The 15264-nt window shown below is 61.8% G+C and carries 13 protein-coding genes; 4 read left to right on the top strand and 9 right to left on the bottom strand.

Translation table 11 applies throughout. The features are described 5' to 3' along the window. Nucleotides 1–68: 68 nt before the first annotated feature. From QMK52_RS09815 to bioB, 9 genes are all read right to left on the bottom strand, one after another. Nucleotides 69–1847 carry an acyl-CoA dehydrogenase C-terminal domain-containing protein gene (locus QMK52_RS09815; RefSeq protein ID WP_005792084.1) on the bottom strand — a complete coding sequence of 593 codons (1779 nt, stop codon included), beginning with the start codon at nt 1845–1847 and terminating at the stop codon, nt 69–71. 143 nt (nt 1848–1990) lie between these two features. Beyond that, entirely contained in the window at nt 1991–3280 is a 1290-nt protein-coding gene (locus tag QMK52_RS09810) for a GGDEF domain-containing protein (RefSeq protein WP_320404055.1), read from the bottom strand. A gap of 219 nt (nt 3281–3499) precedes the next feature. Next, a complete protein-coding gene (locus tag QMK52_RS09805; protein ID WP_005792086.1) occupies nt 3500–5305 on the bottom strand; it encodes a phenylacyl-CoA dehydrogenase in 1806 nt (601 codons plus the stop codon). A gap of 318 nt (nt 5306–5623) precedes the next feature. Further along, the gene (locus QMK52_RS09800; protein ID WP_005792087.1) at nt 5624–5905 is read right to left on the bottom strand and encodes a hypothetical protein; all 282 of its coding nucleotides are present in this window, start codon (nt 5903–5905) and stop codon (nt 5624–5626) included. A 105-nt stretch (nt 5906–6010) separates the two neighbouring features. Further along, on the bottom strand, nt 6011–6691 hold the full coding sequence (gene bioD / locus QMK52_RS09795) for a dethiobiotin synthase (protein WP_078822489.1): 681 nt from the start codon (nt 6689–6691) through the stop codon (nt 6011–6013). Next, nucleotides 6688–7500: a malonyl-ACP O-methyltransferase BioC gene (gene bioC, locus QMK52_RS09790; protein WP_005792089.1), complete on the bottom strand. Its 813-nt coding sequence runs from the start codon at nt 7498–7500 to the stop codon at nt 6688–6690. The genes bioD and bioC overlap by 4 nt, the downstream gene beginning before the upstream one ends. Beyond that, the gene (locus tag QMK52_RS09785; RefSeq protein ID WP_005792090.1) at nt 7493–8224 is read right to left on the bottom strand and encodes an alpha/beta fold hydrolase; all 732 of its coding nucleotides are present in this window, start codon (nt 8222–8224) and stop codon (nt 7493–7495) included. Before QMK52_RS09785 ends, bioC begins: the two co-directional genes overlap by 8 nt. Beyond that, on the bottom strand, nt 8217–9398 hold the full coding sequence (gene bioF / locus QMK52_RS09780) for an 8-amino-7-oxononanoate synthase (protein WP_194439416.1): 1182 nt from the start codon (nt 9396–9398) through the stop codon (nt 8217–8219). The genes QMK52_RS09785 and bioF overlap by 8 nt, the downstream gene beginning before the upstream one ends. Nucleotides 9399–9409: 11 nt before the next feature. Next, complete coding sequence (gene bioB, locus QMK52_RS09775) at nt 9410–10465, bottom strand: biotin synthase BioB (RefSeq protein WP_005792092.1); 1056 nt, start codon at nt 10463–10465, stop codon at nt 9410–9412. A gap of 92 nt (nt 10466–10557) precedes the next feature. Between bioB and QMK52_RS09770 the strand changes: the two genes are divergently transcribed. The 4 genes from QMK52_RS09770 (at nt 10558) to QMK52_RS09755 (ending at nt 15230) form a co-directional block, all read left to right on the top strand. Next, nucleotides 10558–11295, top strand: coding sequence for a ComF family protein (locus tag QMK52_RS09770; RefSeq protein WP_320404054.1), 738 nt, complete (start codon nt 10558–10560; stop codon nt 11293–11295). 57 nt (nt 11296–11352) lie between these two features. Beyond that, nucleotides 11353–12117, top strand: a complete 765-nt coding sequence (locus tag QMK52_RS09765; RefSeq protein ID WP_194439418.1) for a TOBE domain-containing protein — start codon at nt 11353–11355, stop codon at nt 12115–12117. A gap of 70 nt (nt 12118–12187) precedes the next feature. Beyond that, nucleotides 12188–14086: a PhoX family protein gene (locus tag QMK52_RS09760; protein ID WP_194439420.1), complete on the top strand. Its 1899-nt coding sequence runs from the start codon at nt 12188–12190 to the stop codon at nt 14084–14086. A gap of 169 nt (nt 14087–14255) precedes the next feature. Next, nucleotides 14256–15230 (top strand): serine/threonine protein kinase, encoded by a 975-nt coding sequence (locus tag QMK52_RS09755; RefSeq protein WP_005792096.1) that lies wholly within the window; start codon nt 14256–14258, stop codon nt 15228–15230. The last annotated feature ends 34 nt before the right edge of the window (nt 15231–15264 follow it).

The following is a 15264-nucleotide window of genomic DNA, read 5'->3' as shown; positions in this document are numbered from 1 at the left end:
CCAATTTGGCGATAGAGGACGATTAGCAGCACGTCATGTAAGAGATTGCTTACACGCCCTACAGGCCCTTAAAACAGTGCTTCATCCATCAGGAACAGCGATTCGCTACCGGCTTTTACCGACGCGCTCAACGAATGGATACGCGGCAGCAGACGGGCAAAGTAGAAACGTGCAGTCCCCAATTTGCTGGCGTAGAAAGCCTCCTCGGCCTCTTTGCCCAACGCGGCCTTGGCCATGCGCGCCCACATATAGGCGTAGGCCATGTAGCCGAATGCATGCAAGTACTCCACCGACGCTGCGCCGATTTCATTCGCGTTGCTCTTGGCGCGGTCCAGTACCCAGGCCGTCAATTCATCCAGGTTATCCACCGCTGCGCTGAGCGGCGTGGTGAACTCGGCCAGCTCGGCCCCCGATTCAGCGATGAACTGGCGGATCTCATCGGCGAACAGCGTGTAGAACGCACCGCCGCTGCCGACGATCTTGCGTCCCATCAAATCCAGCGCCTGAATGCCGTTGGTGCCTTCGTAGATCTGGGTGATGCGCACGTCACGCACCAGCTGCTCCTGGCCCCATTCGCGAATGTAGCCATGGCCACCAAACACTTGCTGGCCGAGCACAGTGGTTTCCAGGCCCAGGTCGGTGAGGAACGCCTTGGCCACGGGTGTCAACAACGCCACCAGGTTATCGGCGCGCTCGCGCGCCTGCGCATCGTCGCTGAACTTGGCGATGTCCAACTGCGTCGCCACGTAGGTGGAGAACGCACGACCGCCTTCGTTGGCCGCCTTCATGGTCAGCAGCATACGGCGTACGTCCGGATGCACGATGATCGGGTCTGCCACTTTATCCTTGGCCTGTGCACCCAGCGGGGAGCGGCTTTGCAGGCGGTCGCGGGCGTATTCAATCGCGTTCTGATAGGAGCGCTCGCCGGACGCCAGGCCCTGGATGCCCACCCCCAGACGCTCGTAGTTCATCATGGTGAACATCGCCGCCAAGCCACGGTTAGGCTCACCGACCAGATAACCCACGGCTTCGTCGAAGTTCATCACGCAGGTCGCGGACGCCTGGATCCCCATCTTGTGTTCAATCGAACCGCAGGTCACCGGGTTGCGCGCGCCAAGGCTGCCGTCGGCGTTCACCATGAACTTGGGCACCAGAAACAGCGAGATGCCCTTGGGCCCCGCCGGAGCATCCGGCAGTTTGGCCAGCACCAGATGGATGATGTTCTCGGTCAGGTCGTGCTCGCCACCGGTGATGAAGATCTTGGTGCCGCTGACCGTGTAGGAACCGTCCGCCTGAGGCTCGGCCTTGGTGCGAATCATGCCCAGGTCGGTGCCGGCATGGGCTTCGGTCAAGCACATGGAACCGGCCCACTCACCGGAATACATCTTCGGCAAGTACGCGGCCTTGAGCTCTTCGCTGGCGTGGGTGTTGATCGAGACACAGGCGCCGGAGGTCAGCATCGGGTACAGGCCGAATGCCAGGCTCGACGAGTTGATCATTTCTTCAACCTGCGCCGACACCGCCTTGGGCATACCCATGCCGCCATAGGTCGGATCGCCGCCCACACCCACCCAGCCGCCTTCGGCGTAGGTCGCATAAGCCTGGGGGAAACCGTCCGGGGTACGCACCGCGCCGTCGGTCCAATGGCAGCCTTGCTCATCGCCGCCGCGGCTCAAGGGCGCGATGGATTTGGCGGTAACCTTGCCGGCCTCTTCGAGGATCGCCTCAACGGTTTCGGCATCAACGGTGTCTGCCAATGCCGGCAGTTGGGCCCAAGTCTTGGCGACTTCAAAAACTTCGTTGAGGACGAAGCGCATATCACGCAACGGCGCTTTGTAATCAGCCATGGCAAACCTCGTGGGAACATGAAAAGTGATTCGATAGGATCGGTTTTACAGACCCCGAGTGTACCCGAACAACTTTTCAGACACATAGGGTCTGCTTGTGACTATCTGGTATTTTTAAGTCACAGTAAATACAGCGCGCTGACTCAACCCACAGCGCTTTGCGTGCGCACCGCACCACGGCGGTTCTGCCCTGCCGCAATCACGCAGTTACGCCCGGCGCCCTTGGCGGCGTACAGCGCCTGGTCGGCGGACTTGAGCACGTCTTCAGGGTTACGCTGCTCGGCCTGACGCTCGGCCACGCCGATGCTGACCGTCACCGACACGCTGGAGGCACCGCTGCCCGCACGCCGTTGACGGCCTTGATGGTCGTCATAAGGACGATCCGGGTTGCGCAACTTGATGGCGTAGCCGGCAATGATCTCGCGAATCTCCTCCAGGTGCGGCATGCATTCATCCAAGGTCTTGCCGGCAAACACCACGGCAAATTCTTCACCGCCATACCGGTAGGCGCGCCCGCCGCCGTTGACCTTGGACAGCTTGCTCGCCACCAGGCGCAGCACTTGGTCGCCCACGTCGTGGCCATGGGTGTCGTTGAAACGTTTGAAGTGATCAACGTCACTCATCGCCAGCACATAGTTGCGCCCCAGCCGTTGCATGCGTTCGTTGAGGGCGCGTCGTCCCGGCAAGCCGGTCAGTTCGTCGCGGAACGCCATTTGATAGGCTTCGTGGGCCACACCGGCAGCAATCATTAACATCACTTGGCTGCACATGATGTTGAGGGTGAACGGCAGGATGAAGGTTTGCGGCAACATCCAGAACAGGCCCAAAAACCCCACCAATTGGGCAGCGTGCAGCGGGCGCGGCTGATACCAATACTGGGCGGCCAGGGTAAGGAAGCCGATCAGGAACATGGGATAGGACAGCTGGATCAGGCTCATCCACGCGCCATGCAGCATCGGCCAGCGAATCTCCGCCAACCAGCCCAGCAAAGCCTGGGGGAAACTTTGCTCCAGGGCCAGCGCCACACTGCCCACCGCCAGCAACACCGCGCAGCGGGCGACGAAATCACGGAACAGATGGGTTTTTTCCTGCCACAGCGCGTAGATGCTGAACAGCAGCGGCAACAGCAGGCAACACAGGTGGAACACCACCGCGGCGTCGTCACGCACGCGACCATTGTCGCGGTAGAAATCGGTCTGGGTATCCAGCAGGAAATAGGCGACGTACACCGTGATCATCAGGAACAGTTCACGCTGGCGCCGATAGACCGCGCAGTAGGCGCCGCCGAGCAGCAGGACCAGGGTCGGCAACACGTTGAAGAGCGAGGTGAAGAAGACGTTGAGGTCCTTGACGTACGCAGCCGAAAGCCCGGCCAGCAACAGCAGCAGCGAAGGTAGGAAATGACTGAAACGTACAGCAGACACGCGTGACAAGGGTAAAACTCCGACCCGCAAAAATAGTGGCACTGTGCCTTTATGCAGCCAGTTAAGCACAACCGGGCTGACACGTATCACATTGCCACTACTGTAACGGCAGCGGGTTGTAATCCCTGAGTGCATTACTGCGGTTTTTTATGCCCACACTCTGTAGAAGGGCAAAAAAAACCGCCGCGTCCCGAGGGAGGCGGCGGTTTCAGAAAGAACCGGTAAGGCTTAGTAAGCCAGGCCGAAGTCTTCTTCTTTCATGTCCATCAGGTTGTTGGCGCCCGACAGCATGGTTGCCACGTGGGTACGGGTACGCGGCAGGATGCGCTGGAAGTAGAAGCGCGCGGTCTGCAACTTGGCGGTGTAGAACGCCTCTTCGCTGGTGCCGGCAGCCAGTTTCTCGGCGGCCAGGCGCGCCATGTCGGCCCAGAAGTACGCCAGGCACGCGTAGCCGGAGTACATCAGGTAATCCACCGAAGCGGCACCGACTTCTTCGCGGTCTTTCATCGCGGCCATGCCGACCTTCATGGTCAACTCGCCCCACTCCTTGTTCAGTGCCGCCAGCGGTGCCACGAACTCTTTAACCGCTTCGTTACCTTCGTTGGCCTGGCAGAACTTGTGCACAATCTTGGTAAAGCCCTTGAGCGCTTCGCCTTGGGTCATCAGCACTTTGCGGCCGAGCAAGTCCAGGGCCTGGATGCCAGTGGTGCCTTCGTACAGCATCGAAATACGGCTGTCGCGCACGTTCTGTTCCATGCCCCACTCGGCGATGAAGCCGTGGCCACCGTAGATCTGCACGCCGTGGTTGGCCGATTCAAAACCGACTTCGGTCATGAACGCCTTGGCGATCGGGGTCATGAATGCCAGCAGGCCATCGGCCTGTTTCTTGGCTTCGTCGTCGGTGCCGTACTTGACGATGTCCACTTGCTTGGCGGTGAAGTACACCATCGCGCGGTTACCTTCGGCGAAGGCTTTCATGGTCAGCAGCATCCGGCGTACGTCTGGGTGCACGATGATCGGGTCAGCGGCTTTTTCCGGTGCTTTAGGGCCGGTCAGGGAGCGCATTTGCAGGCGATCACGCGCATATTTCAGGCCGCCCTGGAAGCCGATTTCGGCGTGGGCCAAGCCTTGCAGGGCGGTGCCCAGGCGAGCGGTGTTCATAAAGGTGAACATGCAGTTCAGGCCTTTGTTCGCCGGGCCGATCAGGAAACCGGTGGCCGCGTCGAAGTTCATCACGCAGGTGGCGTTGCCGTGGATGCCCATCTTGTGTTCCAGGGAACCACAGGTGACCGCGTTGCGCTCGCCCACCGAACCATCGGCGTTAGGCAGGAACTTGGGCACGATAAACAGCGAGATGCCTTTGGTGCCGGCCGGTGCGTCGGGCAGGCGGGCCAGTACGATGTGGACGATGTTGTCGGCCATGTCGTGTTCACCGGCCGAGATGAAGATCTTGGTGCCGGAGACTTTGTAGGAGCCGTCAGCCTGAGGCTCGGCCTTGGTGCGCAGCATGCCCAGGTCGGTACCGCAGTGTGGCTCGGTCAGGCACATGGTGCCGGTCCATTCGCCCGACACCAGTTTGGTCAGGTAAGCGTCTTGCTGCTCGGGGGTGCCGTGCTCGGAAATGGTGTTCATCGCGCCATGGGACAGGCCAGGGTACATGCCCCACGACCAGTTGGCTTCGCCGACCATTTCGCTCACAGCCAGGCCCAGGGACTCCGGCAGGCCTTGGCCACCGTGCTCCACGTCATGGGCCAGGCTCGGCCAGCCGCCTTCGACGAACTGTTTGTAGGCTTCTTTGAAACCGGTAGGGGTCTTAACGCCTGACTCACTCCAGGTACACCCTTCGATGTCGCCCACGCGGTTCAGCGGTGCCAGCACTTGCTCACAGAACTTGGCGCCTTCTTCGAGGATGGCGTCGACCATGTCCGGGGTAGCGTCCTGGCAAGCCGGCAGGCTCTGATAGTGCGCTTCATAACCGAGCAGTTCGTCACGAACGAAGCGAATATCACGCAAGGGGGCCTTGTAGTCAGGCATAGCGATAAACCTCTGCTGATGTATCTGGGATGAACAACCGCGTGGATTTGTTATGGCGGTCAAACAGGTGTTTGAAACATACGTTTACGACCCAGGGTTGTCAAGCGTCGGCCAGATGCCGTTTGTCTTGACGCAGGTCATCGCCAGGCACGGCAAGGCCTGCGGCGGGATGCCACACAGAATTTTCAGGAAAGATGAAGTTTTATGTAGGAGCGAGCTTGCTCGCGAAGGACATCAGCACACCGCGCCAGTTCAGGCGGCACGCGTTATCGTTGGCGTTTTTCGCGAGCAAGCTCGCTCCTACAGGGTGGGACGGGATCAGGCGTAGGTATCGATCAACGTACCGAGCATTTCATCCGAAGCCTTGGCGACTTTTGCCCCCAGCTCGACTTGAAACTTGCCCTGGGCCATTTCCACCATATTGCTCGCCGAGCTTGATGCTTGGGCGCGGTCATTGGCTTGCAGACGATCGCTTTGCGCGGCCGATGGCTGGGCTGTTGCGGCGCTGGCAATCTTGCCGGCCGCCTGGTCGACACGGCTCTGCCCGGTCTGAATACTGCTCAGGCCCGAATAAAACGCGCTGCTTCCAGAGATTTCCATGGCTTAAGCCTGCCTTGAGAGAATCGTGAAGGTGGATTGAAGCAGACATCCCGGCAAAAGGCCCGTCAAAAACACTAATGGCATAATGCCTTGCGATAGCCAAAATCAGTCAAGCAGGTCCAACTCCAGGTACTCCGCCACGGCGGCGGCACCTGCATCCTTGAGCTTCGGCACGCGCCCCAGGCAGGGCGCCGGCAAGCGCTCGGCCAGGGTGGCGAGGTTTTCTTCCAGACGGGAGGTCTTGGGATCGATGATATTCGCCACCCAACCGGCCAGCGGCAAGCCGTCCCGTGCGATCGCTTCGGCGGTCAACAACGCGTGGCTGATGCAGCCCAGGCGCACACCCACCACCAGGATCACCGGCAGTTTGAGCGCGATGGCCAGGTCAGACAGGTTGGCCTGATCGGCCAAGGGCACGCGCCAGCCGCCCGCCCCTTCGATCAAGGTAAAGTCGGCTCCACGGGCCAGAATCTGTTGCATCGGCTTGAGCAACGATTGCACCGTCAACCCCACGCCCGCCTCGCGCGCAGCCAGATGCGGCGCGATAGCCGGCTCGAATGCCACCGGGTTGACCTCGGCATAACTGAGCGGCAATGAGCACTCGGCCAGCAACGCCAGGGCATCGGCATTGCGCAAACCCTGGGCAGTCAACCGGCACCCCGACGCCACCGGCTTCCCGGCGGCCGTGCTTTTGCCCGCGAGCCTGGCAGCATGCAACAGGCCGGCCGCGATAGTGGTCTTGCCCACATCGGTGTCGGTGCCGGTGATGAAGTAAGCGACGCTCATAGCGGTTTCTCCAGTACGGCGTACACCACCTGATACGTGGCGGGCAGGCCCTGAGCCTGACGGAACTGCTCGTATGCGTCTACCAGTGCAACAATCCGCGCGCGCCCCGTCAAGCCGCCGGGGCGGCCGGGGTTGAGGTTATGGGCGCCCAACGCTTTGAGCTCGTGGGTCAGGCTGCGCACATCCGGGTAATGCAGCACATGGGGCTGTCGCGCAAGGCTCACCACCCGCAAGCCGCTGGCCGCACATAACTGCTGATAAGCCTCGAAGGTGCGAAAGCGATTGACGTGCACCAGGCCGTCTACCGCTCGCCAGCTTTCGCGCAGTTCATCCAGGGTACCCACGCACAGGCTTGCGAACGCCAACACACCGCCAGGTTGCAATACGCGCTGAGCTTCGCTGAGCACTGCATCGAAGTTGGCACACCATTGCACAGCGAGGCTGGAGAAGAGCAGCTCGAAGCTGTCAGCCTTCAGCGGCAAGCGTTCAGCATCGCCAGCCATGAAATGCGCGGCGCCGCCCAACGGACGCGCGTGGTTGAGCATGCCTTCGGCGATATCCAGCGCCACGCCCTCGCTCCCGGGCAAACGCTCACCCAGCACTCGACTGAAATACCCTGTGCCGCAACCCATATCCAGCCAGCGGTGTGGCGAAAGCTCGCTGGGCAAACGGCGGAGCAATTCATGCCCGACCGCGCGCTGCAACTCGGCCACGCTGTCGTAGCTGGCCGCTGCACGGGAGAACGAGGCAGCAACCTGGCGCTTGTCCGGCAAGGCACCCGGCAGACAAGGGTGGGATAAGTCAGTCATCAACACACTCATGCAAAAAAGCCTGGATGGCCCCCGCTACACCGTGGGGGTCTTCCAGAAGAAACGCGTGACCGGCCTGCTCAATCAGGCCGACTTCTACATCCGGGAGCAACGCCAGCAGGTCACTGGCGGCTTCGGCAGGCACCAGCCCATCCAGGCCGGCAAACAGATGCAACTGCGGCCCGCGAAATGCCTGCAAGGCCGCCCGGGTATCCAGTTGGGCCAGCAGCTCCAGGCCGGGCATCAATACGCTGGGGGCGGTATGCGGCGCACCGCTGACCAGCAAACGCGAGAGCCCGCGAGGCTCCTGCGCGCCCTTGGCACACAACAGGCCGAAGCGCTTGAGGGTGACCTGAGAGTCGGCGTGGCAGCCCGCCAGAAACGCATCGAAGGTCTCGGCGGGCATCCCGTGGGGCCAACCATCATGGGCGACGAAACACGGGTTGCTCGCCAGGGTCAGCAAACCGCAGCAACGCTCACCACGGCGCGCCGCCAACTCTGAAGCGAGCATCCCACCCAGCGACCAGCCCCCGAGCCAGACATCGTCCGGCAGCGTCGCATCGAGCTCGTCAAGCCACTCATCCAGATCGCTGGAGTCCAGCGCCGGCAAGGGTTCGATCTGTACCCGCAGGTGCTCGTTGAGGCCCTGCAGTGCCGCGGCCAACGGTTCCAGCGGCGACACACCGAGCCCCCAACCGGGCAGCAGTATCAGGCGATCACGCATGGTCGGGCTCCGCTGCGTTCAACAACCGGAAACATTGCTCTAATCCGTTTAACAATAGCTGCACCTGCGCTTCGCTGTGCGCGGCCGTCAATGTCACGCGCAACCTTGCACTGCCGGCCGGAACAGTCGGAGGGCGGATTGCAGTCACCATCAGCCCACGCTCGCGCAGCATCTGTGACAGCTGCAACGCCCGGGCGCTGTCGCCGATCAGGATCGGCTGGATCGGCGTAAAGCTGTCCATCAATGCCAGGCCCAACTGCTCGGCACCGCGACGGAACTGGCGGATCAACCCATTGAGGTGCTCACGCCGCCAGTGTTCGCTGCGCAGCAACTCCAGGCTTTTGAGGGTGGCGCAGGCCAGTGCCGGTGGCTGGCTGGTGGTGTAGATATACGGCCGGGCAAACTGGATCAGGCTTTCGATCAAGTCTTCACTGCCTGCCACAAATGCCCCGGCGGTGCCGAAGGCTTTGCCCAAGGTGCCAACCAGCACCGGTACATCGTCCTGGCTCAAGCCAAAATGTTCGACGATGCCGCCGCCATGGGCGCCCAGCGGGCCAAAACCATGGGCATCATCCACCATCAGCCAGGCACCTTTGGCCCTGGCTTCCCGGGCCAGCGCTGGCAGGTCGGCCAGGTCGCCGTCCATGCTGAACACACCATCGGTGACCACCAGCGTACTGCCGGTGGCCTTTTCCAGGCGCTTGGCCAGGCTGTCCGCGTCGTTATGCAGGTAGCGGTTGAATCGCGCCCCGGACAATAAGCCGGCATCCAGCAACGAAGCATGGTTGAGGCGATCTTCCAGCACCGTATCGCCCTGCCCCACCAGCGCCGTGACCGCGCCCAGGTTGGCCATATAGCCGGTGGTAAACAGCAACGCACGCGGGCGCCCGGTCAAGTCAGCCAGGGCTTCTTCCAACTCATGGTGCGGCGTGACGTGGCCCACCACCAAATGCGAAGCGCCGCCACCCACGCCCCAGCGGGCCGCACCGGCGCGCCAGGCTTCGATCACCTGCGGGTGATTGGCCAGGCCCAGGTAATCGTTATTGCAGAACGCCAGCAATGGCTGGCCATCCACCACCACTTCAGGGCCTTGGGGGCTCTGAAGCAACGGGCGTTGACGGTAAAGATGTTCGGCACGGCGGGCCGCGAGGCGCGCGGCGAGATCAAAAGACATGCTGGCCTCGATCAAACAGCGGCGTTATAGAACTGCTCGCTGCTCTTTTGCTCCACCAGCGCCTGCTCGATCGCCGCCTGATGCACTTCATCGGCGTGCTCTTCACGAGCTTCGGGCAGGATGCCCAGGCGTGCGAACAGCTGCATGTCCTTGTCAGCCTGAGGGTTGGCGGTGGTCAGCAATTTATCGCCGTAGAAGATCGAGTTGGCGCCGGCAAAAAACGCCAGGGCCTGCATCTGCTCGTTCATGGCTTCGCGGCCAGCGGACAGGCGCACGTGGGATTGCGGCATCAGGATGCGCGCCACCGCCAGCATACGGATGAAGTCGAAGGGGTCGATGTCCTCGGCGTTCTCCAACGGCGTACCAGCCACCTTCACGAGCATGTTGATCGGCACCGACTCCGGATGCTCTGGCAGGTTGGCCAGTTGGATCAGCAGGTTGGCACGGTCGTCGAGGGACTCGCCCATGCCGAGGATGCCGCCCGAGCAGATCTTCATCCCCGAATCACGCACGTAGGCCAGGGTTTGCAAGCGCTCGCTGTAGGTACGGGTGGTGATGATCGAGCCGTAGAACTCTGGCGATGTGTCGAGGTTATGGTTGTAGTAATCCAGGCCGGCCTGGGCCAGCGCTTCGGTCTGGTCCTGATCGAGACGGCCCAGGGTCATGCAGGTTTCCAGGCCCATGGCCTTTACGCCTTTGACCATCTCCAGCACGTAGGGCATGTCTTTGGCCGACGGGTGTTTCCACGCCGCGCCCATGCAAAAGCGCGTCGAGCCGATGGCCTTGGCGCGGGCGGCCTCTTCGAGGACCTTCTGCACCTCCATCAGCTTCTCTTTTTCCAGGCCGGTGTTGTAGTGGCCCGACTGCGGACAATATTTGCAATCTTCCGGGCAGGCGCCGGTCTTGATCGACAGCAGGGTCGATACCTGCACGCGGTTGGCGTCGAAATGCGCGCGGTGCACGGTCTGCGCCTGGAACAACAGGTCATTGAACGGCTGCACGAACAGGGCTTTGACTTCGGCCAAAGACCAGTCGTGACGCAGGGTGGCAGAGGTGCTGGCGCTCATGGGCGATTCCTTGATTATGCTTTGGCTAACGCTGCGGGAAGGGCAATACCCACAGGCACGACACGGATGCTCGGCATATTTAAGGAAGATTCATGCACTGTCAACCTGAGTACAAACACGAAGCTTACATCTGGTTAAAAAACAAACAAACCTGTCTGATCTGTGACGAATTCACAGACTCCGCCGATAACGTATGCAATATCTGCGAAACAGAACTGCCATGGCTGCTTGAGCACTGTGAGCAGTGCGCCTTGCCTTTGCCGATGGACGGGTTGATCTGCGGCCAGTGCCAAAAACACCCTCCGGCCTTTAACCAGGTGATCGCACCCTGGACCTACAGTTTCCCCATCGACACCCTGGTCAGCCGCTTCAAGCATCAGGCGCGCTGGCCGCTGGGCCACATGCTGGCGCGCCTGCTGGGGCAGCACCTGCAACACCGCTTCGATAACGCCGAACTCAACCGCCCCGACTATCTACTGCCGGTCCCCATGGCCCGCAAACGCCTGCGCCAACGCGGCTTTAACCAGGCGCAGATGGTGGCTCGCTGGCTCAGTAGCGCGCTCGACATTCCCCTCAATGAGCACGCGCTGCTGCGCCCGCTTGAAACCGTGGCGCAGCAAGACCTCGACGCCAAGACGCGTAAGCGTAACCTGCTCAACGCCTTTGCCCTGGCGCCCGGCGCTCAAGTCGCAGGGCAACACCTGGCGCTGGTGGACGATGTACTCACCACCGGCGCTACCGCCCACAGCCTGGCGCGGTTATTGATGGGCGCCGGCGCACGCCAGGTCGATGTCTATTGCCTGGCCCGCACCCCCAAGCCCGGCCCCTGACTTGACTCCCCTGCTTCAGAGCGGCAACGTCGGCTTATCTCATCCAAGCGTATGCCCATGTCTCTGCCCAGCCCACTCAGCCAGCACATCATCCGTCGCCCCCAACGCATTGCCTTGCTGGGGCATATCGCCGAGCAGGGCTCCATCACCCGCGCCGCCAAAAGTGCGGGGTTGAGTTACAAGGCCGCCTGGGACGCCATCGATGAACTGAACAACCTGGCGCAAAAACCGCTGGTGGAACGCAGCGTCGGGGGCAAAGGCGGTGGCGGCGCCAAGCTGACGCAAGAAGGTGAACGAGTGCTGCGCCTTTATCAGCGCCTGCAAGTGCTGCAGGCCGAGCTGCTCGGTTCGGACGAAGCGGCCAGTGACTTCAACCTGCTCGGCCGCTTGATGCTGCGCACCAGTGCGCGCAACCAATTGCACGGCCAGGTCATCGCCATCGACAGCCAGGGCCGCAACGACAGGATTCGCCTGCAACTGGCCGGCGACCTGTACCTCGACGCCCAGATTACCCACGACAGCACCCAACGACTGGAGCTGCAGGCCGGCGTGGAAGTGGTCGCCCTGATCAAAGCGGGATGGCTGGAATTGCGGGCGATCGGGCACCCAGAAACACCTGGACACAATTGCATGAGCGGTGTGATCGAGACGATTCTAGATGCTCAGGACGGCCCCAGCGAGGTGCGTATCGCCTTGCCCAACGGCCAGGTGTTATGCGCGCTGGCACCGCCCGCTGCACTCCTGGTACTCAACGCTGCCGAGGGCCAGCCGATCCAGGTGCAATTCGCACCCAGCAATGTGCTGCTCGGGACCCCGGTATAACGTCTTCAGGCTGCAACAATTTGGTCACAGTCGCTCCTTAAGGTATCTGCAAAAATCGCGGGAGCCTGAGATGAGCCTATTAGAAGAAAACCAAGCCACTGACCTTGAACAAATGGTCGGCCTGACCCGCCGTCGCTTTATCGGCGCGGGCGCCCTGTGCGGCGCCGCGATGTTCCTCGGCGGTAACCTGCTGAGCCGCAGCGCCCTGGCGGTGAATGCTGCCTCCGCCAGCCCGCTGCTGGGTTTTACCAGCATCGCCGCCGCCACCAGCGACACCATCACCCTGCCCCCTGGCTACAGCGCTTCTGTGCTGATCAGTTGGGGCCAGCCGCTGCACAAGAACGCCCCGGCTTTCGACCCGTCGGGCAATGGCACAGCCAAGGCCCAGGAACAGCAATTTGGCGACAACAACGACGGCATGAGCCTGTTTCCGTTCCCGGGCGACGACAACCGTGCCTTGATGGCGATCAACAACGAATACACCAACTACCGCTACCTCTACGCCCACGGCGGCGCGCCGCAATCGGCCGAGGAGGTACGCAAGGCCCTGGCCAGCGAGGGCGTTTCGGTGATCGAAGTACGGCGCAAGGGCGACACCTGGCAGTTCGTCCAGGACTCACGCTACAACCGGCGCATCCATGGCAATTCACCGATCCGCGTGAGCGGCCCCGCTGCCGGCCATGACTGGTTGAAAACCGCTGCCGACAAAACCGGCAAGAAAGTCCTTGGTACTTTTCAGAACTGCGCCAACGGCAAGACACCGTGGGGCACCTACCTGACCTGCGAAGAGAACTTCACCGACTGCTTCGGCAGCAGCAACCCGCAGCAAGCGTTCGACGCCGGGCAGAAACGCTACGGCGTAGTGGCCGCCAGCAAAGACATCAACTGGCACCCGCACGACCCACGCTTCGACATGGCCAAGAACCCCAACGAACTCAACCGCCATGGCTGGGTGGTGGAAATCGACCCGTTCGATCCGCAATCCACTCCGGTCAAGCGCACGGCCCTGGGCCGCTTCAAACATGAAAACGCGGCGCTGGCCGAAACGCGCGACGGCCGCGCTGTGGTGTACATGGGCGACGACGAACGCGGCGAGTTCATCTACAAGTTCGTCAGCCGCGATCAGATCAACCACAGCAATCCGAAAGCCAACAAAGACCTGCTCGACCACGGCACCTTGTACGTGGCCATCTTCGATGCGGGCGACGGTAACGCCGACCATCCCAAGGGCAAGGGCCAATGGGTTGAACTCAGCCATGGCAAAAACGGCATCGACGCCGGCAGCGGTTTCGCCAACCAGGCCGAGGTGCTGATCCATGCGCGCCTGGCCGCCAGCGTAGTGAAGGCCACGCGCATGGACCGCCCGGAATGGATCGTCGTCAGCCCCACCGACGGCCAGGTCTATTGCACCCTGACCAACAACGCCAAGCGCGGCGAAGACGGCCAGCCGGTGGGCGGCCCCAACCCGCGAGAGAAAAACGTCTACGGCCAGATCCTGCGCTGGAAAGCCGACGCCGATAACCACGGCGCCACAGACTTTACCTGGGACCTGTTCGTAGTGGCCGGTAACCCGGGTGTGCACGGTGGTACACCGAAGGGCGGCTCGTCCAATATCAACCCACAGAACATGTTCAACAGCCCCGATGGCCTGGGCTTCGACAAGGCCGGGCGCCTGTGGATCCTCACCGACGGCGACTACAGCAACGCGGGCGACTTTGCCGGCATGGGCAACAACCAGATGCTGTGTGCCGACCCGAGCACCGGGGAAATCCGCCGTTTCATGGTCGGGCCGGTGGCGTGTGAGGTCACCGGGATCAGTTTTGCGCCGGATCAGAAGACGCTGTTCGTGGGCATTCAGCATCCAGGCGAAACCGGGGGGTCAACCTGGCCTGAGCATCTGCCCAATGGCAAGCCACGTTCGTCGGTGATGGCGATTCGGCGGGATGATGGTGGGATTGTCGGCGCCTGACAGGGCCTCATCGGGGGCAAGCCCCCTCCCACACTTGAATGTATTCGCAAATCAAAATTGTGGGAGGGGGCTTGCTCCCGATAGCAGTTGCACAGCCACCACCTATCCCTGCCCCGGTGCGTTACCATACCCGGCCGGACGCGGCGCCCTGCTGCGCGCAGGAGTTCGCATGGCCCACCCGTTTGAAACACTCACCCCTGATCTGGTCCTGGACGCTGTCGAAAGCATCGGCTTTCTCAGCGATGCGCGCGTGTTGGCGCTCAACAGCTACGAAAACCGCGTGTACCAGGTGGGTATCGAAGACGCCGAACCGCTGATCGCCAAGTTCTACCGGCCCCAACGCTGGACCAACGAGGCGATCCTCGAAGAGCACCGCTTTACCTTCGAACTGGCCGAGTGCGAAGTACCCGTGGTGGCCCCGCTGATTCACAACGGCGAGAGCCTGTTCGAACACGCAGGTTTCCGCTTCACCCTGTTTCCCCGCCGTGGCGGCCGCGCGCCGGAGCCAGGCAACCTCGACCAGCTTTATCGCCTTGGGCAGTTGCTCGGCCGTTTGCACGCCGTGGGGTCCACCCGCCCGTTCGAACATCGCGAAGCCCTGGGCGTGAAGAACTTCGGTCACGACTCCCTCACCACCTTGCTCGAAGGCAACTTCATTCCCAAAAGCCTGTTGCCGGCCTATGAATCCGTGGCCCGCGACCTGCTCAAGCGTGTGGAAGAGGTTTATAAAGCCACGCCGCACAAGAACATCCGCATGCACGGTGATTGCCACCCCGGCAACATGATGTGCCGCGACGAGATGTTCCATATCGTCGACCTCGACGACTGCCGCATGGGCCCGGCGGTGCAAGACCTGTGGATGATGCTCGCTGGCGACCGCCAGGAATGCCTGGGCCAGCTGTCGGAACTGATGGACGGCTACCAGGAGTTCCACGACTTCGACCCTCGCGAACTGGCCCTGATCGAACCGTTGCGCGCCTTGCGCCTGATGCACTACAGCGCCTGGCTGGCACGGCGCTGGGACGATCCGGCGTTTCCCCACAGCTTCCCCTGGTTTGGCACCGAGCGGTATTGGGGCGACCAGGTGCTGGCGTTGCGTGAGCAACTGTCGGCGCTCAATGAAGAACCGCTAAAACTCTTCTGACTGCTTTGCTTTATGTGGGAGCAAGCCCCCCTCC

Source organism: Pseudomonas sp. P9_2, from assembly GCF_034008255.1.
GTDB lineage: Bacteria > Pseudomonadota > Gammaproteobacteria > Pseudomonadales > Pseudomonadaceae > Aquipseudomonas > Aquipseudomonas synxantha_A.
The sequence above is the reverse complement of the archived record's forward strand: the minus strand, read 5'-3'. Positions and strand labels throughout refer to the sequence as shown.

Bases quoted from the DNA above. Each gene is read 5' to 3' on its own strand.
- bioF (WP_194439416.1), bottom strand. From the start codon at position 9,398: ATGTCTTTTGATCTCGCCGCGCGCCTCGCGGCCCGCCGTGCCGAACAT.
- bioD (WP_078822489.1), bottom strand. From the start codon at position 6,691: ATGAGCGTCGCTTACTTCATCACCGGCACCGACACCGATGTGGGCAAG.
- QMK52_RS09755 (WP_005792096.1), top strand. From the start codon at position 14,256: ATGGCCCACCCGTTTGAAACACTCACCCCTGATCTGGTCCTGGACGCT.
- QMK52_RS09805 (WP_005792086.1), bottom strand. From the start codon at position 5,305: ATGCCTGACTACAAGGCCCCCTTGCGTGATATTCGCTTCGTTCGTGAC.
- QMK52_RS09800 (WP_005792087.1), bottom strand. From the start codon at position 5,905: ATGGAAATCTCTGGAAGCAGCGCGTTTTATTCGGGCCTGAGCAGTATT.
- QMK52_RS09815 (WP_005792084.1), bottom strand. From the start codon at position 1,847: ATGGCTGATTACAAAGCGCCGTTGCGTGATATGCGCTTCGTCCTCAAC.
- QMK52_RS09770 (WP_320404054.1), top strand. From the start codon at position 10,558: ATGCACTGTCAACCTGAGTACAAACACGAAGCTTACATCTGGTTAAAA.
- bioB (WP_005792092.1), bottom strand. From the start codon at position 10,465: ATGAGCGCCAGCACCTCTGCCACCCTGCGTCACGACTGGTCTTTGGCC.
- QMK52_RS09760 (WP_194439420.1), top strand. From the start codon at position 12,188: ATGAGCCTATTAGAAGAAAACCAAGCCACTGACCTTGAACAAATGGTC.
- QMK52_RS09785 (WP_005792090.1), bottom strand. From the start codon at position 8,224: ATGCGTGATCGCCTGATACTGCTGCCCGGTTGGGGGCTCGGTGTGTCG.
- bioC (WP_005792089.1), bottom strand. From the start codon at position 7,500: ATGACTGACTTATCCCACCCTTGTCTGCCGGGTGCCTTGCCGGACAAG.
- QMK52_RS09765 (WP_194439418.1), top strand. From the start codon at position 11,353: ATGTCTCTGCCCAGCCCACTCAGCCAGCACATCATCCGTCGCCCCCAA.